The 18,110-nt window shown below is 72.6% G+C and carries 23 protein-coding genes; 14 read left to right on the top strand and 9 right to left on the bottom strand.

The features are described 5' to 3' along the window. Positions 1-23 precede the first annotated feature (23 nt). Positions 24-821, top strand: coding sequence for an exodeoxyribonuclease III (locus ACIRL2_RS13690; protein ID WP_402232103.1), 798 nt, complete (start codon positions 24-26; stop codon positions 819-821). Here ACIRL2_RS13690 and ACIRL2_RS13685 read toward each other — a convergent pair. Beyond that, positions 809-1,771 carry a helix-turn-helix transcriptional regulator gene (locus ACIRL2_RS13685; RefSeq protein ID WP_395865355.1) on the bottom strand — a complete coding sequence of 321 codons (963 nt, stop codon included), beginning with the start codon at positions 1,769-1,771 and terminating at the stop codon, positions 809-811. The two genes, ACIRL2_RS13690 and ACIRL2_RS13685, sit on opposite strands and share 13 nt — an antisense overlap. Positions 1,772-1,872: 101 nt before the next feature. Between ACIRL2_RS13685 and ACIRL2_RS13680 the strand changes: the two genes are divergently transcribed. Next, a complete protein-coding gene (locus ACIRL2_RS13680) occupies positions 1,873-3,249 on the top strand; it encodes an MFS transporter (RefSeq protein WP_402232100.1) in 1,377 nt (458 codons plus the stop codon). 7 nt (positions 3,250-3,256) lie between these two features. On the opposite strand, the gene ACIRL2_RS13675 is transcribed toward ACIRL2_RS13680, so the two are convergent. Continuing rightward, entirely contained in the window at positions 3,257-3,625 is a 369-nt protein-coding gene (locus tag ACIRL2_RS13675; protein ID WP_395865351.1) for a winged helix-turn-helix transcriptional regulator, read from the bottom strand. Positions 3,626-3,726: 101 nt separating this feature from the next. On the opposite strand from ACIRL2_RS13675, the gene ACIRL2_RS13670 reads away from it, so the two are divergent. Then, positions 3,727-4,356, top strand: a complete 630-nt coding sequence (locus ACIRL2_RS13670) for an NADPH-dependent F420 reductase (RefSeq protein WP_395865349.1) — start codon at positions 3,727-3,729, stop codon at positions 4,354-4,356. 84 nt (positions 4,357-4,440) lie between these two features. On the opposite strand, the gene ACIRL2_RS13665 is transcribed toward ACIRL2_RS13670, so the two are convergent. Both ACIRL2_RS13665 and ACIRL2_RS13660 read right to left on the bottom strand, forming a co-directional pair. Continuing rightward, on the bottom strand, positions 4,441-4,839 hold the full coding sequence (locus ACIRL2_RS13665) for a DUF488 domain-containing protein (protein ID WP_402232098.1): 399 nt from the start codon (positions 4,837-4,839) through the stop codon (positions 4,441-4,443). 167 nt (positions 4,840-5,006) lie between these two features. Next, positions 5,007-5,642, bottom strand: a complete 636-nt coding sequence (locus tag ACIRL2_RS13660; protein ID WP_395865345.1) for an NAD(P)-dependent oxidoreductase — start codon at positions 5,640-5,642, stop codon at positions 5,007-5,009. A gap of 158 nt (positions 5,643-5,800) precedes the next feature. Between ACIRL2_RS13660 and ACIRL2_RS13655 the strand changes: the two genes are divergently transcribed. Together ACIRL2_RS13655 and ACIRL2_RS13650 are read left to right on the top strand one after the other, a co-directional pair. Continuing rightward, positions 5,801-6,490 carry a TetR/AcrR family transcriptional regulator gene (locus ACIRL2_RS13655; RefSeq protein ID WP_395865343.1) on the top strand — a complete coding sequence of 230 codons (690 nt, stop codon included), beginning with the start codon at positions 5,801-5,803 and terminating at the stop codon, positions 6,488-6,490. A gap of 224 nt (positions 6,491-6,714) precedes the next feature. After that, complete coding sequence (locus ACIRL2_RS13650; RefSeq protein ID WP_395865341.1) at positions 6,715-7,050, top strand: VOC family protein; 336 nt, start codon at positions 6,715-6,717, stop codon at positions 7,048-7,050. 91 nt (positions 7,051-7,141) lie between these two features. Here the strand turns inward: ACIRL2_RS13650 and ACIRL2_RS13645 are convergent, their stop codons facing one another. Then, positions 7,142-7,696, bottom strand: a complete 555-nt coding sequence (locus ACIRL2_RS13645) for a GNAT family N-acetyltransferase (RefSeq protein ID WP_395865339.1) — start codon at positions 7,694-7,696, stop codon at positions 7,142-7,144. 330 nt (positions 7,697-8,026) lie between these two features. Here ACIRL2_RS13645 and ACIRL2_RS13640 point away from each other — a divergent pair, with 330 nt between their 5' ends. Genes ACIRL2_RS13640 through ACIRL2_RS13630 form a run of 3 tightly spaced genes read left to right on the top strand, consistent with a single transcriptional unit; the run spans position 8,027 to position 9,886 of the window. Continuing rightward, a complete protein-coding gene (locus ACIRL2_RS13640; RefSeq protein WP_395865337.1) occupies positions 8,027-8,533 on the top strand; it encodes a methylated-DNA--[protein]-cysteine S-methyltransferase in 507 nt (168 codons plus the stop codon). Then, the gene (locus ACIRL2_RS13635) at positions 8,530-9,246 is read left to right on the top strand and encodes a 2OG-Fe(II) oxygenase (RefSeq protein ID WP_402232094.1); all 717 of its coding nucleotides are present in this window, start codon (positions 8,530-8,532) and stop codon (positions 9,244-9,246) included. The genes ACIRL2_RS13640 and ACIRL2_RS13635 overlap by 4 nt, the downstream gene beginning before the upstream one ends. A gap of 4 nt (positions 9,247-9,250) precedes the next feature. Continuing rightward, the gene (locus tag ACIRL2_RS13630; RefSeq protein ID WP_395865333.1) at positions 9,251-9,886 is read left to right on the top strand and encodes a hypothetical protein; all 636 of its coding nucleotides are present in this window, start codon (positions 9,251-9,253) and stop codon (positions 9,884-9,886) included. A 43-nt stretch (positions 9,887-9,929) separates the two neighbouring features. Here the strand turns inward: ACIRL2_RS13630 and ACIRL2_RS13625 are convergent, their stop codons facing one another. Both ACIRL2_RS13625 and ACIRL2_RS13620 read right to left on the bottom strand, forming a co-directional pair. Continuing rightward, positions 9,930-10,400: an N-acetyltransferase gene (locus tag ACIRL2_RS13625; protein ID WP_395865331.1), complete on the bottom strand. Its 471-nt coding sequence runs from the start codon at positions 10,398-10,400 to the stop codon at positions 9,930-9,932. A 355-nt stretch (positions 10,401-10,755) separates the two neighbouring features. Beyond that, positions 10,756-11,664 carry a TIGR03620 family F420-dependent LLM class oxidoreductase gene (locus ACIRL2_RS13620; RefSeq protein WP_402232092.1) on the bottom strand — a complete coding sequence of 303 codons (909 nt, stop codon included), beginning with the start codon at positions 11,662-11,664 and terminating at the stop codon, positions 10,756-10,758. A gap of 283 nt (positions 11,665-11,947) precedes the next feature. On the opposite strand from ACIRL2_RS13620, the gene ACIRL2_RS13615 reads away from it, so the two are divergent. Together ACIRL2_RS13615 and ACIRL2_RS13610 are read left to right on the top strand one after the other, a co-directional pair. Beyond that, positions 11,948-12,514 carry a TetR/AcrR family transcriptional regulator gene (locus tag ACIRL2_RS13615; RefSeq protein WP_402232091.1) on the top strand — a complete coding sequence of 189 codons (567 nt, stop codon included), beginning with the start codon at positions 11,948-11,950 and terminating at the stop codon, positions 12,512-12,514. Positions 12,515-12,632: 118 nt separating this feature from the next. Next, on the top strand, positions 12,633-13,241 hold the full coding sequence (locus tag ACIRL2_RS13610) for an NUDIX domain-containing protein (RefSeq protein ID WP_395865325.1): 609 nt from the start codon (positions 12,633-12,635) through the stop codon (positions 13,239-13,241). A gap of 74 nt (positions 13,242-13,315) precedes the next feature. Here the strand turns inward: ACIRL2_RS13610 and ACIRL2_RS13605 are convergent, their stop codons facing one another. Next, on the bottom strand, positions 13,316-13,918 hold the full coding sequence (locus ACIRL2_RS13605; RefSeq protein WP_402232089.1) for a hypothetical protein: 603 nt from the start codon (positions 13,916-13,918) through the stop codon (positions 13,316-13,318). A 242-nt stretch (positions 13,919-14,160) separates the two neighbouring features. Here ACIRL2_RS13605 and ACIRL2_RS13600 point away from each other — a divergent pair, with 242 nt between their 5' ends. From ACIRL2_RS13600 to ACIRL2_RS13585, 4 genes are all read left to right on the top strand, one after another. Beyond that, entirely contained in the window at positions 14,161-14,739 is a 579-nt protein-coding gene (locus ACIRL2_RS13600) for a TetR/AcrR family transcriptional regulator (RefSeq protein ID WP_402232087.1), read from the top strand. Positions 14,740-14,901: 162 nt separating this feature from the next. Next, positions 14,902-16,140 (top strand): cytochrome P450, encoded by a 1,239-nt coding sequence (locus ACIRL2_RS13595; RefSeq protein ID WP_395865319.1) that lies wholly within the window; start codon positions 14,902-14,904, stop codon positions 16,138-16,140. 207 nt (positions 16,141-16,347) lie between these two features. Continuing rightward, positions 16,348-16,779, top strand: coding sequence for a DUF732 domain-containing protein (locus ACIRL2_RS13590; RefSeq protein WP_395865317.1), 432 nt, complete (start codon positions 16,348-16,350; stop codon positions 16,777-16,779). A 182-nt stretch (positions 16,780-16,961) separates the two neighbouring features. Next, positions 16,962-17,411: an RICIN domain-containing protein gene (locus ACIRL2_RS13585; protein WP_402232084.1), complete on the top strand. Its 450-nt coding sequence runs from the start codon at positions 16,962-16,964 to the stop codon at positions 17,409-17,411. Between the two features lie 42 nt (positions 17,412-17,453). Here the strand turns inward: ACIRL2_RS13585 and ACIRL2_RS13580 are convergent, their stop codons facing one another. Then, complete coding sequence (locus ACIRL2_RS13580) at positions 17,454-17,951, bottom strand: hypothetical protein (protein ID WP_395865313.1); 498 nt, start codon at positions 17,949-17,951, stop codon at positions 17,454-17,456. Between the last annotated feature and the right edge of the window lie 159 nt (positions 17,952-18,110).

Here is an 18,110-nt window from a genome sequence, read left to right as displayed (position 1 = left end):
CCGAAACGGGCTAATCTGCACCGATGATCACCGTCTCCACCGCCAACGTGAACGGCCTGCGCGCGGCCGCCGGCAAGGGCTTCACCGCATGGCTCAACGCGACCGAGGCCGACGTCGTGTGCCTCCAGGAGGTTCGGGCCACTCCCGAGCAGCTCAGCGACGAGGTGCGCGACCCCAAGGGGTGGCACGCCTACTACGCGCCGGCGGTGGCCAAGGGGCGGGCCGGGGTGGCCGTGTACAGCAGGGCCGAGCCGTCGGCGGTGCGGATCGGGTTCGGGTCGGCCGAGTTCGACACGGCCGGGCGGTGGATCGAGATCGACCTGCCCAAGGTGACCGTGGCCAGTCTGTACCTGCCCACCGGCGAGGCGGAGACGCCCAAGCAGGACGAGAAGAACCGGTTCATGGCCGACCTGGTCGCGCACCTCAAGGTGATGCGCGCGACGGCGGCGATCGGCGGACGCGAGTCGCTGGTGTGCGGGGACTGGAACATCGCGCACACCGAGCACGACATCAAGAACTGGAAGGGCAACATCAAGAAGTCCGGCTTCCTGCCGGAGGAGCGGGCCTGGCTCACCGAACTGTTCGGCGCGGCCGACTGGCACGACGTGGTGCGCCGGATCCACCCCGAAGGCCCCGGGCCGTACTCGTGGTGGTCCTACCGGGGCAAGGCGTTCGACACCGACGCGGGGTGGCGGATCGACTACCACGTGGCGACCCCGGCCCTGGCGAACGCGGCCACCACCGCCGTCGTCGAGCGCGCGGACACGTACGCCGAGCGCTGGTCGGACCACGCGCCGGTGACCGTCGCCTACGACATCTGAGCCGAAGCACAAGCCGGAACGGCGGTAGGGATCGAAGCGGAGGCCGGGGCCGAGAGCGAGGCCCCGGCCTGCTGCGCCCGCCGCCGCTTCGTCCGGCAGTGCTCGCAGCACCACGGAGCCTCCGGCCGGCTCATCAGGTCGGCCATGCGCTCGCGCGTCAGGTCGTCGACCGGGGTGTACACCATCATCCGGGTCTCCGGCACGGTCGGCAGCAGTCGGGTGGCCGCGAAGTCCATCCGGCCCACCGCGCTGTGCAGGATCCGCTTCACGTGCCGATTGCCCGAGCCGACCTCGCGGCGCGCCCACAGTCGGGCGAACTTCGGGCTCGAACCCGCCAGTCGACGTACGAACGCCTCCCACTCCGGCTCGCCCACGTGCCGCGCGAACGCGGCCTGGAGCTCGGCGACCATCCGCAACTCCTCGAAGTCCTGATCGAGGAACGGATTGCAGCCGTCCGGAGAGGTGAACATGGCCCAGATCACGTTGCGTTCCTCGATCGGCTCCTCGGTCATGCTGGGAAACAGCTTGGCGTACGCCTCGTTCCAGGCCAGCACGTCGTAGCGGGAGTTGTAGACCGCGGCCGGATTGGGGACCAGGCCGTCCAGGATCTCCTGCATCTCCGCCGGCAGTCCCGCCCCGGGCTGCGTCTCGATCTCCCAGGGCACCTGCGCGAGTCGGTACAGGTGGGTGCGCTCGGCCGGGTCGAGCCCCAGCGTGCGGGCGACCGCGTCCAGCACCTGGACACTCGCGTTGATCGGACGGCCCTGCTCCAGCCACGTGTACCAGGTCACCCCCACGCCGGCGAGCAGCGCGACCTCCTCGCGGCGCAGCCCCGGTGTGCGCCGGCGCAGACCGGGCGGCAGGCCGACGTCCGCCGGGGTTCGGCGTTCGCGCCGGCTGCGCAGGAACGCGCCCAGTTCGGTACGTCGGCTCGCGGTGTTGGTGCTCATGCGGCCATCCTCGCCGCTGTCTCGATCCGGTGCCAGGTGCTCCGGGTACCAGGATCGACAGGCTCTCGGCAACAGGATCGTGCCGCCCGCACGCTCCTGGCATGACCACCACAACCGCGGCGCCGGACACGGCGCGACGCGCCCATCCGCTGCTGCTGACGGCACTGCTCACCGCACAGTTCATGGCACTGCTGGACACCTCGGTCGTCAACGTCGCCGGTCCCACGATCCGAACCGACCTGGACACCAGCGGTGCGGGCCTGCAATCGATCGTCTCCGGTTACACCGTCGTCTACGCGATGCTGATCATCACCGGTTCGCGGCTCGGTGGCCGGCTCGGCTTCCGCCGGGTGTTCGGCGCCGGCCTGGTCGTCTTCACCCTCGCGTCGCTGCTGTGCGGCCTGGCCTGGGACGACACCTCGCTGATCGTGGCCCGCGCGATCCAGGGCGGCGGCGCGGCGCTGATGGTGCCTCAGGTGCTCAACCTGATCCAGGCCACCTACGTCGGCGCCGACCGGGCCCGGGCGATGGGTCGGTACGCGGCGACCATCGCCGGCGGCCTGGTGGCCGGACAGGTGGTGGGCGGACTCCTGGTCAGCGCCGATCTGTTCGGGCTGTCGTGGCGGCCGGTGTTCCTGATCAACATCCCGGTCGGGATCGTGCTGTACGTGCTCGCGAGGCGGGTGCTGCCGCCCGGTGGCATCCCCTCGGCGCGCGGCCTGGACATCCCGGGCCTGACCCTGCTCGCCCCCGCGCTGCTCGCGCTGGTCGTCCCGTTGGTGATGGGGCACGAGTTGGACTGGCCGACCTGGGGTTGGCTGAGCCTGGGTGGCTGCGTGGTGCTGTTCGCACTGTTCGCGCTCGTCGAACGGCGGGTGTCCGCACCGCTGATACCGGCCGCGCTGCTGCGGGTGCCGGGCGTGGTGGCGGGCGCGGTCACGCTGTTGCTGGCGATGACCGCGTTCGGCGGGCTGATGTTCTCCACCGCGCTGTACGTGCAGAACGGCCTGGGCTACAGCGCGCTGGAGGCGGGGCTGACCTTCATCCCGTCCTCGGTCGTCTTCGCGACGGTGTCGCTGCGCTGGCAGCGGCTGCCCGCGGCATGGCATCCGCGGCTGCCGATGATCGGGATGCCGATCGGCGCGCTCGGATTCACGGCCACCGCCTGGGCGTTCGGCGACGGACAGTCGTTGCCGGTGCTGCTCGCCACGATGATCCTGGGCAGTTTCGGGCTGGGTGTCGCGTACAGCCCGGTGATGATGCTCGCGCTGCGCCGGGTCCCGTTGCCGCTGGCCTCGGACGCGTCCGGGCTGATGGTGACGATGATCCAGCTCGGTCAGGTGCTCGGGGTGGCCGCGTTCGGCACGCTCTACCTGTCGGTGGGCGGCGACTTCCACCACGCGGGCGAGGTGACCTCGCTGACGATCGCCGCGACGGCGCTGGCGACCGCCGTGCCGGCGGCCCGGTTGCGCAGGTAGCGCGCGCTCACGCGGTGCGTGCGGCGTCGGCCGCGTCCTGGGCGGCCAGGACGCGGTCGCCGTGTTCGATGGACCACGCGCCGATGGCCTGGAACGCGACCAGGAGGGACTCGCCCAGGTCGGTCAGCGCGTACTCGACGCGCGGTGGCGCCTCGGCATAGGCGTGACGGGACACCAGACCGTGGTACTCGAGTCGGCGCAGCGTCTCGTTGAGAACCTTCGCGCTGATCCCGCCGATCCGCGCGGCCATGGCGCCCGGTCGCATGGGGCCGGCGGCCAGCGCGTAGACGACCACGCTGTTCCAGCGGTTGGTGAGCAGGTCGAAGCCGATGCGAGCGCGGCAGTCGGCGACGTACTCGCCCTTGTGTTCGGTCATGGCTTCATTCTCGCCCCGGTGAGACTTACCGAATGGTGCCTGTCGGCTTGCCTAGCTTCGAGGAGTCGGAGACGACCTTTCGAGCGAGCGGGGTAGTGGCTGTGCGAATCGGAATTCTGGGTGCGGGCAACATGGCGGTCGCGTTGGGCGGCAAGTGGGCGCGGGCCGGACACGACGTGCTGATCGGTGCGCGGTCGGCGGAACGGGCCGAGGTGTCGGCGAAGTCGATCGGGGCCCGGGCGGGTACGTTCGCCGAGGCCGCCGGGCACGGCGAGGCGGTGTTGTCGGCGGTCGGGCACGCGGCGACCGGCGAGGTGATCCCGCCGTTGGCGGAGTTGCTGGCCGGCAAGGCGCTGCTCGACTGCTCGAACCCGATGGTGCCGGGCCCGAGCGGGCTGGTCCTGACCACCGACGGCGGCCCGTCGGCGGCGCGCACGCTCGCGGACGCGGCGCCGGGGGCGCACGTGGTCAAGGCGTTCCACCTGGGCGCGGCCGGGGTGTGGGCGGGCGAGCACGCGAACGGGCTCGGGGTACCGCTGTGCGGCGACGACGCGGACGCGCTCGCCGTGGCGCACACCCTGGTCGCGGATGTGGGCTCGGTACCACTGGCGGTCGGCGGGCTGGAGCGGGCGGGCTATCTGGAGGCGACCGCGGCGATCGTGATCGGGATGTGGTTCGCCGATCAGGACCCGCGGACGATGTTGCCGGCGGCGGAGCACGCGCACGGGTAGCGGGCGGCCGGTGCGCCGAGGGGCTGCGGTCGCGAACGGCCGGACGGCGGGCGGGTGGTCCGTCCGGCCGGTCGACGCGGGTTCCTACCGGTCGTCTTCGCGCCGGTGCTCGTCGAGGTAGGCGATCAGGACCGGGACATGGCTGTGCTCCGGGTCGCGGACGGCGGTGAGCAGTGTGAGTCGGCCGTCGCCCACCCGGGTGAGCAGGGCGGCGCGGGCCGCGTGCGCCGGCGCGGATTCGAGCTCGTCGCGGTAGCGGGCGCGGAACACGTCCTCCGCCAGACCGCCGGCGTGCCGGGCCCGGCGCAGCTCGGTGGACGGGGTCAACTCCTTGGGCCAGTCGTCCAGCCGCGCGTCCGCCTTGGCGAGGCCCCGCGGCCACAACCGGTCGACCAGGACGCGCAGGCCGTCGTCGGGTTCGGCGGGTTCGTACACCCGGCGGACGCTGATGGTGGGTCCGTCGGCGGTGCCGCGCCGGCTCATCGTTCCTCCCGTGGGGATCGGTGCCGGCGTGTACCCGGCTCGGGTCGATCTCACCGGGCGCGTCGATCGACGTGATCGCAGGGGCCGTTCACCGCCGGCGATCGTGGGTGTCGCCCGCGCCGGTCGCGGCACACGCGTGCCGCTTGCGCCCATCTCCGGGCCGGGCGTCAGTACGCGATGCCCACCGGCCGGCGGTAGGTGGCCGGGTCGTCCAGGACCGCGAGCATGCCGTGGGCGAGGTCGGCCCGGGCGATGGTGCCGCCGCGTGGGACGCTGCCGCCGATGTGGGTGCGGTAGGTGCCGGTGCCGGACCCGTTGGTCAGCCTCGGCGGTCGCATCGAGGTCCAGTCGCTGTCGCTGCGGGCCAACTCGCCCTCCATGGCGTCCAGGTCCGCGTACACGTCCTTGAGGATCGCGCGCAGGATCGGGATCAGCGCGCCGCGTACGAACACCGAGTCCTCGGTCGGCGTCGGGCCCACCGGGGCGGCGCTGATGGTCACCAGGCGCCGTACGCCGGTGTCGGCCATCGCGCTCAGGATCGCGGCGGTGGCCGCCGCCGCGATGCCGGCGGCCCTGCGGTTGCGTGGCCCTATCCCGGATATCACCGCGTCGCGGCCCTCGATCGCCTCGCGCAGTTCGGCCGGGTCCGTCACGTCCGCCCGTACGACCTCGATGTTCGGGTGTTCGAAGGCGGGCCGGGACGGCGCCCGGACCACGGCGGTGACCTTGTGTCCGGCGGCGACGGCATGGCGCAGGACGTGTTCGCCGGTGCCACCGGTCGCTCCGAGAACGGTGAGCCTCATGTGTTGCCTCCCGAGGTGGGTGAGTGTTCACTCACCTGCACATGGTGAATACTTGCTCACCCCTGCGTCAAGTCCGGGACCGGACCGCGCCGAACCCCACCGGACCGGCCCGAAATCCCCCGGACCGGACTGCCCACGAAGAACGGACGACCGCCGCGATGCCGCACTCGACCCGCCCCGAACCCCAGCGGCGGGAGCCGCAACCGGCGCCGACCCCCGGGCGCCGGCAGCAGGTCGTACCCACCCGGCAGCGGATCCTGGACGCCGCCGAGCACCTGATGCGCACGCTCGGACTCGCGCGCACCACGACCAAGGAGATCGCGCGCGCCGCCGGTTGCTCGGAGGCCGGGCTGTACAAGCACTTCACCGGCAAGGAGGAACTGTTCGTGGCGGTACTCCAGGAGCGGCTGCCGCCCCTGGGCCCGTTGCTCGCGCAACTGGCCGTCGAGTCGGACGGGCCCGACGGACCGGACGAGCCCGGCGGGGTGGAGCGGCGACTGACGGCGATCGCGACCCGGGCCGCGGAGTTCTACGAGCAGAGCATGCCGATCGCCTCGTCGCTGTTCGCCGAACCCGCGCTGCTGCGCCGGCACCGCGAGGCGCTGCGCGGCATCGGCGCCGGTCCGCACGTCCCGCTGCGCCTGCTCGCCGCCTACCTCACGGTCGAGCGCGACCACGGCCGGATCGCCCCGGATGCCGACCCGGAGGCCGCCGCCGCGATGTTGCTCGGCGCGTGTTACCAACGCGCTTTCCTGCGGCACTTCATGGGCATCGAGGACGGCCCGACGGTGGCCGAGTTCGCCGCGAGCGCGGCCGGGACGCTGATGCGAGGCATCGCGCGACCGTGACCGGCGAACGCGTCGAGTCGGCCCGGTGTCGTGGTGCGTGGTGCGTGCCCGGGTGGTGCGTTGCGGGGTGGGTGCCCGGTGATGCGTTGCGGGGCGCGGTGGGCCATACGCGGCTGCGAGCCATGCCGTAGGCACGGTTCGGCTGTCGGCGCGGCCTGCGACACTCCGGGCCCCGAAGGGCTCGGCTGCACCGACGTGTCGGTCGCGGCTCGTATCGTGCGTGCATGGAGCTGACACCACAGATGATCACGATCGACTGCGCCGATCCGCGCAGCCTCGCCGCCTGGTGGGCGAACGCACTGGGAGTGGAGATCGCCGAGGACTTCGGCGAGTTCGTCATCGTCGGCGCCGAGCCCTTGGTCCTGGGCTTCCAGCGGGTGCCCGAGGAGCGGGTCGGCAAGAACAGGGTGCATGTGGACTTCTCGGCCCCGGACCGGGCGGACGCGGTCGAGCGGTTGGTGGGACTGGGCGCGACGGTGGTGGCCGAGCGCGACGCGCCCGGACTGAAGTGGACCACCATGCAGGACCCCGCGGGCAACGAGTTCTGCGTCTCGGGCTGAGCGAACGCACGGCTGCCGACGCCGGAGGGAGGCCCGACCGGGACCCCTGCGGTGTCGGCGCCGCGCTCCGTGCGGCCGGGGCCGGTTCGGGTCAGGTGCGGGTGCGCAGGTAGCGCCCCCTGGCGAGTTCGGTGACCAGGACCGGCTTCTTCCCGTAGGCGGGCACCGTGGTGCGGCGTTCCTCGGTCATGCCCAGCTTGGCCATCACCTTGGCGGACGCGGTGTTGTCCACATGGCAGATGCTGACCAGGCGCGGCACGCGGGCGTACTCGAAGGCGAAGCGCAACACCTCGACGGCGGCCTCGGTGGCGATGCCGTGGCCCCAGTACGGTCGGGCCAGCCGCCACCCGATCTCGACCGCGGGCATCACCTCCGGCAGGAACTCCGGTACGGCCAGGCCCGCCCAGCCCGCGAACGCGCCGACCGGGCCCGGTTCGGCGGTGCGCAGTTCGATCGCGAACAGGCCGAAGCCGCGTGCCTGCCAGGCCTGTTCGTACTGGACCAGGGCGGCGGCGCTCTGCTCGGGGGTGCGCGGCAGGCCGTCGCCCACGTAGCGCATCACCTCGGGGTCGGCGTTCAGCGCGGTGAGCGCGGGCAGGTCGTCGTCGCGCCAGCGGCGGAGCAGGAGTCGGTCGGTCTCGATCATCGGACCATCCTGCCCGAGCGGAACCGGACCGCGAACCGGACGGGTGACCGGCCCGCGAAACAGACGAGGGGCGGACCGCGACCGGATGGCCGATCGGCCCGTCGACCCGACCGCACGAGGGCTCGATCGCGGGCGCCATCCGACCGACGACCCCGCGGGCCACCCACCCCGCCCGCACCCCGGATCGGGGCACAACGCGATGTCCGATTCCCGCCGGACGACGCGCTCGCGATCGCGCACAGTGGGATCCGGAAGCACCTATGACCAGTGCGCAAGGCCGGTCCCCGACCGATGCACACGGCCATCGCGATCTCGACGAAGGAAGCGACCATGACCGTCCACACCACCCTCGACAGCCCACTGGGCGAACTGCTGCTGATCGGCGACGAGCGCCCCGACGGCACGCTCGCGCTGTCCTCGCTGTCCGTGCCCGGGCAGAAGGGCGGCGCCGCCGTGCCCGCCGACTCGCGCCCCGACGCGGCACCGTTCGCCGAGGTGGTGCGCCAACTCGGCGCCTACTTCGCGGGCGACCTGCGCGACTTCGACCTGCCCCTGGCGCCGCGCGGCTCGGCCTTCCAGGAACGCATCTGGACCGCGATCGACGAGATCCCGTACGGCACCACGACCACGTACGGCGCGATCGCCGAACGGGTGGGCACCTCGCGGGCGGGGGTGCGCGCGGTGGGCACCGCGATCGGGGCCAACCCGCTGCTGCTGATCCGGCCCTGCCACCGGGTGATCGGCGCGGACGGCGCGCTGCGCGGGTACGCGGGCGGCCTGGACCGCAAGGAGTACCTGCTCGACCACGAGGGCGCGCTGCCGGCGCGCCTGGGGTGAGCGCCGTGGACACGCTGTTCGCCGGCACGCCCGCGACCACCACGGATTTGGCCGCACGGGTGGACGAGCACGGACACGCGCTGACCCACCGGATCCTGGACCCGGACACGTGCCGCGAGATCGCCGAACTGTACGACCGCCCCGAGCTCTTCCGCGCCACCATCGACACGGCCCGGCATCGCTTCGGCGCCGGGCAGTACCGCTACTTCGCCGCGCCCGTGCCCGAGCCGATCGCCGCGCTGCGCACGTCCTGCTACCCGCACCTGCTGCCGATCGCCCGCGCGTGGGCCGCCCGCCTGGGTAGGCCCGCACCCTGGCCGGACACCCTGGACGAGTGGCTGACGATGTGTCACGCGGCGGGCCAGACCAGGCCGACGCCGATCCTGCTGCGCTACGGACCGGGAGACTGGAACGCGCTGCACCGGGACCTGTACGGCGACCTGGTCTTCCCACTCCAGGTGGTGATCGGCCTGGACGAGCCCGGCATCGACTACACCGGCGGCGAATTCCTGATGGCCGAGCAACGCTTCCGGGCCCAGTCGCGCGGCACCGCGATCAGCCTGCCCCAGGGGCACGGGCTGGTCTTCACCACCCGGGACCGGCCGATCCGCTCGGCCCGAGGCTGGTCGGCGGCGCCGATGCGGCACGGCGTCAGCACGGTGCACTCCGGGCTGCGCCGCACCCTGGGCCTCGTCTTCCACGACGCGGCGTGACGCGATGTACACGCTGATCGGGCCGGACGGGCGGCCCTACCGCAGTGCGACGCCGGGCACGCTCGGCGGCACCACGGGCGGTCGGCTGTACGGGCGGCTGGACTGCCGCAGCGCGCTGCGGGCGATCGAGCGCGGCGGCTACGTCGCCGGCCGGGTCTTCTTCGCCGACGAGGCGACCGCGATCAAGGCCGGGTTCCGGCCGTGCGCGGTGTGCCTGCCGGCTGCCTACGCCCGTTGGAAGGGCCGCCCGCCGGCGCCGCACACCGAGGCCGAACTGGCCGATCTGCTCCGCAGGTTGGCCGGTCGGCGGACGCTGGCGATCGGGCACGGCCGGGACCGCGCCTCGACCGCCGCCGCGCACGCGCTCGCGGCGGTCTGGCCCGGGGAGGTGGTCGCGGTGGTCTCCTGGCCCGAACAGGCCGCGTCCTGGCTGCGCCCGGCACAGCGGTTGACCGCGCACGCACCGGACGCGTGGGTGGTGGCGGGCTCGGCACCGGGGTGGGCCGGCATGCGCGAGCGACTGCTGCGCAGCACCGACTGGGACCCGGAACGCACCTACGCCTTCGCGTCGTTGGCGGATGCGATCACGGACCCGGACCGGGACGAGGGTGTCTGGTGGGCGGCGGCCCGACCGGGGTGACCGACGACCCGGCGGGCCCGCCGCGCAGGCCCGCGGGCACCGGCTACCGCGCGGCGTAGCGGATTTGCTCGAACGGCCAGTGTTTCGCCAACCACGCGGAGACCTCGCGGTACAGCGGCGCGTCGAGTTCGGCCCGATCCGCCCGTACCCAGGAACGCACCGAGGTGACGGCGGGGTCCTCGCGGTCGGGGTAGATGTACACACAGCCGATCACGTCGTAGTCACCGGCGTTGCCACCGTTGTCGAGCACGGTGTACGTGAAGCCGGTGCGCTTGGTGAAGTCGTCGGCGTGCCGGACCAGATCCCGCAGGTTCTCGTCGGCGGTCATGCCGTCGAGCGGCGGCCAGTGCCGGTCCGCGAAGCCGGGCGTGGCCCGGATGTGCTCGATGCTCGACGACCACGCGGTCAGATCGGCCCGGTTGTGCCGGGCGGCCAGCGGTTCCAACCGGAAGGACGGCGTGACCGGCGGCGCGGGGACGACGAACTCGTCGGGGACGAAGGTGCGTTCGGACATGTCGGGAGCTTACGCCGGTGGACGGGAGCGGTGGGAGTGACGCGCCGGGCGGGTGTGGCGCGAGGTGGGTGTGTGGTCGGCGCAGGGCGGACGCGTCCCGTGTGGAGCGGGAGCGGGAGCCGGTGCCTTGGCGGATCCGGTGCGGTGGCGCGGCCGGGCGCCGGGCTCGGGTGTCGGACTCGGGCGCCGTGCCCGGGGTCGGGGTCGGGCTCGGAGGTCGGGCCCGGTCTCGGCCGCGTGGCGCTATCCGGCGGCGGGTGCCGGTGTGCGTGCGTCGGCCGCCGGGCGGGAGCCCGGTGGTACCGTCGCCGTCGCCGTCGAGGGGGTGGGGCGCTTCGACCGGGTGGCCGGGGTTTTATGTGAAATCGCCGACTAGTGAAGCCAGTTCGCGCCATTCGGTCAGCGGGATGCGGCCCTGGTCCGGGGTGAGGACCTGGAGGCAGACGTGGTCGGCGCCCGCGTCCAGGTGTTCGCGGATCCGTTCGGCGATCGCGTCGAGATCGCCCAGCGCGCACAGCGCGTCGACCAGGCGGGTGCCCTCGCCGTCGAGTTCGGCCTCGGAGAAGCCCATTCGGCGCAGGTTGTTCATCTGGTGCCGGGCGACCCGGTAGCCGGATGTGAAGCCGCGCGCGACCTCCACGGCCCGGGCCCGGTCCGGGGACAGCACCGTGGTCAGGGACACCGACAGGTACGGGTCCGGGCCCATCGTCTTCCGGGCCAGCGCGGTGTGGTCCACCGTCACCAGATAGGTGTGCGCGCCCCAGGTGCGTGCGCCGGCCAGCGCCAGCATCTTCGGGCCGAGCGCGGCGAGCACCCGGCGGCCGGGGCGTTCGGGCGGCGTGCCGATCAGCACGGCGGCGTCCATCTCGTCCAGGTAGGCGCCGACGCCGGCGACGGCGGGAGTGGTGTTCGCCTTGGGCATGCCCGGGATGTCCGCCTGGCCGGCGGCGCGGTGGCCGCCCAGGCCCAGCACGAAGCGGTCCGGGTAGGCCTCGTTGAGGGTGCGCTCGGTCGCGGCCATCAGGCGCGGCGTGCGCTCGGACATGATCGCGATGCCGGTGGCGACCGGGAGCGTACGGGTCGCGGCGAGCAGGAGTTGGGCGTGCGTGCCGGCCTCGCGGCCGATGCCCTCGCCGACCCACAGGCCGCCGTAGCCGAGTTCCTCGATCTCGGCCGCCGCCTCGCGCACCGCGCCGGCGGGTTGGCCGTCGAACGCGAAGGTCCACAGGCCGAGCCGCCCGAGGGCGGCCTTGTCGTGCGTCATCGGTGGTTCCGTTCCGTTGGTGGGCGGTCACAGGTCACAGGTCATGGGATGCGGGTCATCGGGCGCCGGTCGTCGGCCGCCGATGCCGCGACGGGTTTTCCGCGCGCGGCATCGCACGGTGCCGAGGCCGGGATGGCGCCGGGGCACGGCCGCGCCCCGGGAGGCGGGGTTGCCGCGGTACCGGGCATGGCTGTGACCGGGACATTCCGGAGGCTGCCTCCGGTTTGCCTCGACCACCATATGGAGGCAGGCTCCGTTTGACAACGTCCGAGAGGGAACGCCGATGACCCGACCGATGCGCGCCGACGCCCGCCGCAACTACGAGCGCCTGCTCGCCGAAGCCCGGGTGGTGTTCGCCGAACAGGGCATCGACGCGTCGCTGGAGGAGCTCGCCCGTCGGGCCGGGGTCGGCATCGGCACGCTGTACCGGCACTTCCCCTCCCGGGACGCGCTCGTCGAGGCGGTGGTGCGGGACCGCTACGACGGCCTGACCGCGCGGGCTCGGGCGCTGGGCGACACCGCGGCCGCGCGCGACGCGCTGGCCACCTGGCTGCGGCTGCTGATCGAGGGCGCGGGCACGTTCCGGGGGATGAGCGCGACGTTGATGGCCACGCTCGCCGACGAGACCTCCGAGTTGTACGCCTCCTGCCACGCGATGCGCGCGGCCGGCGCCGACCTGCTCGCGCGCGCCCAGGCGGCCGGCCAGGTCCGCGCCGACATCGACACCGACGAACTCTTCACCCTCGCCCACGGCATCGCCTGGGCCCACGAACAGCGCGGCGTCGACGACCCGGAGCGGTTGCCGAAGCTCGTCGACGTGGTCGTCCTCGGCCTCGCCACGCGCCCCTGATCCGGCGCCCTCGATCCGAGGCCGAGGGTGACCGGCGTCGCGGGCCCGAACGCGGCACACGTCGCCGGCCGGGACCCTGTCGGCCGGTGCGCCGCGGGCTGGGACAGACTTCGGTGTCATGGACGAGCATGCGAACGGCCTTTCGGAGAGCGGTGCGGGCGGCCCGGGTGAGGGCCGTGCGGACGATCCGGCGCGGAGCGCGTGGACCGTCGCGGCGGGGGCGTTGTTCTTCGACGACCGGGGCCGCGTGCTGCTCGTCGAGCCCGACTACAAGCCGGGGTTGGAGTTTCCGGGTGGCATCCTGGAGCCGGGGGAATCGCCGTGGGCGGGTTGCGTCCGCGAGGTTCGCGAGGAACTGGGCATCACCCTGGACGGGCCGCCGAACTTGCTCGTGGCGCAGTGGGTGGCGCCGGTGGACGGGCATCGTGGCGGTATGCGCTGGTTGTTCGACGGTGGCGTGCTGACTCCGGATCGACTCGCCGGGATCCGGCTCCAGGCCGACGAGTTGCGGGCCTGGCACCTGCTGACACCGGATCGGGGCGCGGCCGCGATGCCGGCGGGGCGGGCCGCACGGCTGCGAGCGGCGCTGCGGGCGCGGGAGAGCGGACGGGCGATGTACGTCGAGGTCGGGGAGTTCGATACGGCGGACGTCGGCACGGCGGGCGCCGGGATCGAAGACGTCGACACCGGGAGCGTCGAGACCGAAGACGTCGAGACCGCGCGCTGACGCGTACGGCGGGCCGCGGCCGGCGTGCGGGGTGCCTGCCGGGGCGCCGGCTCGGCTGACCCGCGCGGCGCGGCTCAGACCTGCGGGGCGGCGTTCGCCACGGCCGCCGTCAGCGCCTCGACGAGCGGGACCGGTGCGGCGTCGGCCGGCGGATACACCACCAGCGTGCCGTCGTCCGCGACGCCGAAGCAGCCGCCGGCGCGACCCTCGCGTGCGGCCCGGTCGGCATCGAGCACGATCGGCGGGCCCTCGCGGAGGATGACGGTCTCCGCTGTCAGGCCCGCGCCCAGCAGGGCCGCGCGCAGCGCCTCGGCCCGACCGGGGTGCGAGACGCGCAGCCAGACCTCCTCGGTCGCCAGGGCGCCCCGCTCCAGGAACGGCCCACCGCGCGCGTCCAGCGAGAACAGGTCCAGGACCGGTCGACGCCGGTCGACGACGGCGGCGGTCGGGCGGCGGGTCAAGCGCGCCGGGCCTCTCCTCGGCGGGAACCCGACCACCGGCAGCGCCACGGCGCCCCGGTTCGCCAACTCCGTCGCCGTCGCGGTCAGGAGACGCTCGATGCGTGCGAGGGTCCGGACCCAGTCCTCCCGACGTCCCGCCGCCGCCCGGCCGGCCGCCGTGGCCGGGTCCGCCGACCGCTGTCGCTCCGCCTCGATGACGGCGTCGAAGTCGCTCATGCCGGCAACCTACCGGCGCTCGACGTGCTCCGGTCGGACGCGGCCGTGCGGGGTGGATCGGGAGCGATCCCGGGCCGGTCGGGTCGACCTGCCCGACCGTCAGTGCGCCCGACCCCGTCCCTGGCCGAACGGCAAGCCGCTTTCCGTGTGAACAGCGGTGCCGAGATGAAAATTGACGCCCCATCAGCCTTGTCGATTGGCAGAGGTCGACGTATGTTCATGCCCAACAGGAAGGGGGACCCGTGGCGATTCCGGCACCGGAGGACACCTATGACAAGGTGCTCCAGGCGGCAGAGGAACTGTTCGGCGAACACGGTTTCGCCGGCACCTCGCTGCAGGCCATCGCCGATCGGGTCGGGGTGACCAAGGCCGCCCTGTACTACCACTTCCGCACCAAGGACGAACTGCTCGACGCCCTCCTGCGCCCGGCCCTGAACGACCTGGACCGGGTGTTGGAGGTCGCCGAGAGCAGGCGCGGCAGCACCGCTCGCCAGCGCCTGCTGTTCGAGGGCTACGTAGAGTTCCTGATCCGGTACCGCACCCTCGCCGTCATCCTCGATCGGGACGTCGCGATCGGACGCCACCGCGCCATCAAGCCCCGACTCGCCTCGATCACCGCGCGGGTGCGCGAAGTCCTCGACGACGTCGACGACTCGATCGAGTACCGCGTGTCCACGGCCGTGGCGATGGGCGGCATCTACTCCGCCGTCGCCGCCTTCCCGGAACTGCCCGACGACGAGCTCGGTCGCATCCTGCGCGGTGTGGTCCGCAAGCTCCTGGGCCCACGCCGCAGGGCGTCGGGCCCGGTCGCCGGGGTCTGACCCGCACCACCGCACCGCACCACCCAGGCACGACGCCCAGCCAGACCACCCGCACAGGCACACCATCTCGCACGCACCACCGCACCACCGCGCTTTCCGGCACCCGTCCCCGGCCGGTTTCCGCGGCGACCTCGCACACCCTCCGGCAACGGGAGTTCCACCATGACGTGTCCGGTCCTCGACCACGGCTTCGACCCCACCGACCCCGACCTGTACACCACGCGCATCCCGCTGGACGAGTTCGCCCAGTTGCGCAAGACGTCCCCGGTCGTGTGGGTCCCGCAGACGCCCGAGGTGTCCAACTTCGGCGACGACGGCTACTGGCTGGTCACCCGGCACGCGGACGTCAAGGAGGTCTCCACCAAGCCGGAGATCTACTCGACGAACAAGAACACGGCGATCATCCGGTTCGCCGAGGGCATGGACATGTCCAACATCGACGCGCAGAAGCTCATCATGATCAACATCGACCCGCCGGAGCACACCCGGCTGCGCAGCATCGTCCAGCGCGGTTTCACGCCCCGGGCGATCAACGCGCTCCAGGCCGCGTTGACCGAGCGGGCCGCGCAGATCGTGGCGGACGCCAAGCTCAAGGGCTCCGGCGACTTCGTCACCGAGGTCGCGTGCGAGCTGCCGTTGCAGGCGATCGCGGAGTTGATCGGCGTACCGCAGGAGGATCGCAAGAAGATCTTCGAATGGTCGAACAAGATGCTCGGGTACGACGACCCGGAGTACGCGGAGTCCACCGAGGTCGGCGCGCAGGCCGCCGCCGAGCTGATGCTGTACTCGATGGGCATGGCCGAGGAGCGCAAGGCGTGCCCGGCGCAGGACATCGTCACCCGGCTGATCACCGCGGAATCCGACGGCAGCCTGTCCTCGGACGAATTCGGCTTCTTCGTACTGCTGTTGGCGGTCGCGGGCAACGAGACCACGCGCAACGCGATCACGCACGGGATGCTCGCGTTCTTCGACAACCCCGACCAGTGGGAGCTGTACAAGGCGGAGCGCCCGGAGACCACGGCGGACGAGATCGTGCGGTATTCGTCGCCGGTGATGTCCTTCCAGCGCACCGCGACCCAGGACACCGTGCTCGGCGGCCAGGAGATCAAGGCGGGGCAGCGGGTCGGCATCTTCTACAGCTCGGCCAACTACGACGCCGACGTGTTCGAGAACCCGATGAAGTTCGACATCACCCGCAACCCGAACCCGCACCTGGGCTTCGGCGGTGGCGGTCCGCACTTCTGCCTGGGTGCCTCGCTGGCCCGGATGGAGATCAACCTGATGTTCAACGCGATCGCCGACGCGATGCCGGACATCACCAAGGCGGCCGACCCTCGCCGGCTTCGCCACGCGTGGATCAACGGCATCAAGGAACTCCAGGTGCACTACACGGGCAAGTAGCCCACCGGATCTCGGCAGGAGCGCCGGTCGACGACCCGCGACCCGGCCGAACGTGACAGGCGCCGTCCGCTACGGGAGCAGCGGGCGGCGCCTTCGCGGTTTCCGGGGTGGGACTTCGGTGTCGGAGAAGGTCACGACTCGGTGAACGAGGTCCGATCGGGTGGTCCGGGGGCATAGCCTCCGCCGCATCCGACCGTGGGGGGTCTCGTGAGCAGTCAGTCGTCGCAGCCGCGTCGACGTATCGGCAACCGCGTCGTAGGGGCATGCGTTGCCATCGTCCTGGTGATCGGCGCCGCCGTGTTCGTGTCGACCCTGGTGCGGGGCAAGGGGGACGGCGACACGGCGACGCCGGCCGCCGGAGCCGGGGCGAACTCCGCCTCGGCCGGCGACAGTCGCTCGCCGAACGATGCCCGCTTCATCGCCGAACTGGGTCGCGTGGCGCCACAACTGGTGGGCGCCAAGGCCGACTTCAGCGTATTGCTGAGCATGGCCAACGTGTCCTGCGGGTGGGTCGCGATGGGCAAGGAGCGCGACGAGATCGCGGGCCGCATCATGGGCGTCACCTTCACCCGCGAGGAGGCCGCCGCCATCACGAACGCGGCGATGGCGGTGTACTGCCCGGCGGGAGGCCGCAAGTAGCAAGTAGGGGGCGCAGGCGGCGGGACGCCACCGGGGACGGCGCGGCCGGGGCGGTGTGCGCGACGCGGTCACCCACTCGGATGTCCCGAACGGGGCGGGCCCGGCGGCCGGCGCGCGGAGTGTGGGAGCGGCGTGCGAAGGTGACTGGTTCAAGATCGATGGACCGGGACCAGGGGAGCGACGTGGGCGGCGTTGACGAGGGTGTGTACGTGGTGCGCAACGTGCACAGTGGGCTGGTCCTCGAGGTCGAGGGCGGGCGTACGAACAGCGGGGCCAACGTGTGGCAGGGCGCCGAGGACGGCTCCACCGCGCAGCACTGGCGGATCACCGCCGTTCACGCGGGCGGCGCGGTGTACCACCTGGAGCACGTGGTCAGCGGGAAGCGGCTGGACGTGACCGGTGCCTCGGAGGAGAACGGGGCCAACGTGCAGCTCTGGCGGGCGAACAACTTCGGCGCGCAGGAGTGGATCCTGGAGCAGCACGCGGACGCGCCGGGGCGGGTCACGCTGATCAACTACGTCAGCGGGCTGCTCCTCGAGGTGGCCGACGACAGCACCGAGCCCGGTGGCAACGTGCGGCAGTGGGAGGACACCGACCGCCCCTCACAGTGGTGGGCGCTCGAAGCACGCTGAGCCCGCGGCCGGCCGCCGCGTGCCGCCCCGGCGTCGCCGTGGCTACGCGGCGGCCACCACGTGGGTGCGCGCGAGTGCCGGGGCGGTGATCCGCGGGCGAGCGCCGGGGCGGGCGAAGACGAACAGCCGCAGCACCACGAACCGGCCGATCCCGGCCAGGCCGGACGCGCCCAGGTAGACGCCCTGCTCGACCAGGACGCCCGCGCCCGGGGCGGCCGCGTGCAGCCCGAGCACCGCGGCGGTGGTGAACAGGTAGGCGACCAGCGCGCTGAGCGCCGACTGCCCGTGCGCGCGCAGCCCTGCGCGCCCGCCGCCGAAGGTGAACCGGCTGTGCAGCTCGGTGGCGGCCACCGTGGAGACCACGGTCACGAACGCGTTGGCGACCGCGATCGGCATCGTGTCGGAGAGCACGACCAGCGCGCCCGAGGAGGCGATCCCGGTGCCGCCGCCGAAGACCACGAACCGCGCGAACGCGGCGATCGAACCGGACTTCCCGGCCCTGCCGCCGGCTGCGTTGCTGGTGTTCCCCGTGGTCTTCATGTCCTTCAGCCTAGAAACGAATGAGGCCAGGGACGTTCCTGATTCACCAGGTGCGCGCGAGGTGCTCGGCAAAAACCTGACGGCTCGCCGGAACCCCTCTCCCATATGGCCTTCGGGCCCCTCCGCCCGCTGATCCGGGACGGCTGTGACCCCTCCACC

Source organism: Embleya sp. NPDC127516 (assembly GCF_044765325.1).
Classification (GTDB): domain Bacteria; phylum Actinomycetota; class Actinomycetes; order Streptomycetales; family Streptomycetaceae; genus Embleya.
Note: the sequence above shows the minus strand (reverse complement) of the source record. Positions and strands in the feature narration are given on the sequence as shown.

Excerpts from the sequence above, each read along its gene's own strand:
- ACIRL2_RS13690 (WP_402232103.1), top strand. The coding sequence starts at position 24 with ATGATCACCGTCTCCACCGCCAACGTGAACGGCCTGCGCGCGGCCGCC.
- ACIRL2_RS13685 (WP_395865355.1), bottom strand. The coding sequence starts at position 1,771 with ATGAGCACCAACACCGCGAGCCGACGTACCGAACTGGGCGCGTTCCTG.
- ACIRL2_RS13680 (WP_402232100.1), top strand. The coding sequence starts at position 1,873 with ATGACCACCACAACCGCGGCGCCGGACACGGCGCGACGCGCCCATCCG.
- ACIRL2_RS13675 (WP_395865351.1), bottom strand. The coding sequence starts at position 3,625 with ATGACCGAACACAAGGGCGAGTACGTCGCCGACTGCCGCGCTCGCATC.
- ACIRL2_RS13665 (WP_402232098.1), bottom strand. The coding sequence starts at position 4,839 with ATGAGCCGGCGCGGCACCGCCGACGGACCCACCATCAGCGTCCGCCGG.
- ACIRL2_RS13660 (WP_395865345.1), bottom strand. The coding sequence starts at position 5,642 with ATGAGGCTCACCGTTCTCGGAGCGACCGGTGGCACCGGCGAACACGTC.
- ACIRL2_RS13655 (WP_395865343.1), top strand. The coding sequence starts at position 5,801 with ATGCCGCACTCGACCCGCCCCGAACCCCAGCGGCGGGAGCCGCAACCG.
- ACIRL2_RS13650 (WP_395865341.1), top strand. The coding sequence starts at position 6,715 with ATGGAGCTGACACCACAGATGATCACGATCGACTGCGCCGATCCGCGC.
- ACIRL2_RS13645 (WP_395865339.1), bottom strand. The coding sequence starts at position 7,696 with ATGATCGAGACCGACCGACTCCTGCTCCGCCGCTGGCGCGACGACGAC.
- ACIRL2_RS13640 (WP_395865337.1), top strand. The coding sequence starts at position 8,027 with ATGACCGTCCACACCACCCTCGACAGCCCACTGGGCGAACTGCTGCTG.
- ACIRL2_RS13630 (WP_395865333.1), top strand. The coding sequence starts at position 9,251 with ATGTACACGCTGATCGGGCCGGACGGGCGGCCCTACCGCAGTGCGACG.
- ACIRL2_RS13625 (WP_395865331.1), bottom strand. The coding sequence starts at position 10,400 with ATGTCCGAACGCACCTTCGTCCCCGACGAGTTCGTCGTCCCCGCGCCG.
- ACIRL2_RS13620 (WP_402232092.1), bottom strand. The coding sequence starts at position 11,664 with ATGACGCACGACAAGGCCGCCCTCGGGCGGCTCGGCCTGTGGACCTTC.
- ACIRL2_RS13615 (WP_402232091.1), top strand. The coding sequence starts at position 11,948 with ATGACCCGACCGATGCGCGCCGACGCCCGCCGCAACTACGAGCGCCTG.
- ACIRL2_RS13610 (WP_395865325.1), top strand. The coding sequence starts at position 12,633 with ATGGACGAGCATGCGAACGGCCTTTCGGAGAGCGGTGCGGGCGGCCCG.
- ACIRL2_RS13605 (WP_402232089.1), bottom strand. The coding sequence starts at position 13,918 with ATGAGCGACTTCGACGCCGTCATCGAGGCGGAGCGACAGCGGTCGGCG.
- ACIRL2_RS13595 (WP_395865319.1), top strand. The coding sequence starts at position 14,902 with ATGACGTGTCCGGTCCTCGACCACGGCTTCGACCCCACCGACCCCGAC.
- ACIRL2_RS13580 (WP_395865313.1), bottom strand. The coding sequence starts at position 17,951 with ATGAAGACCACGGGGAACACCAGCAACGCAGCCGGCGGCAGGGCCGGG.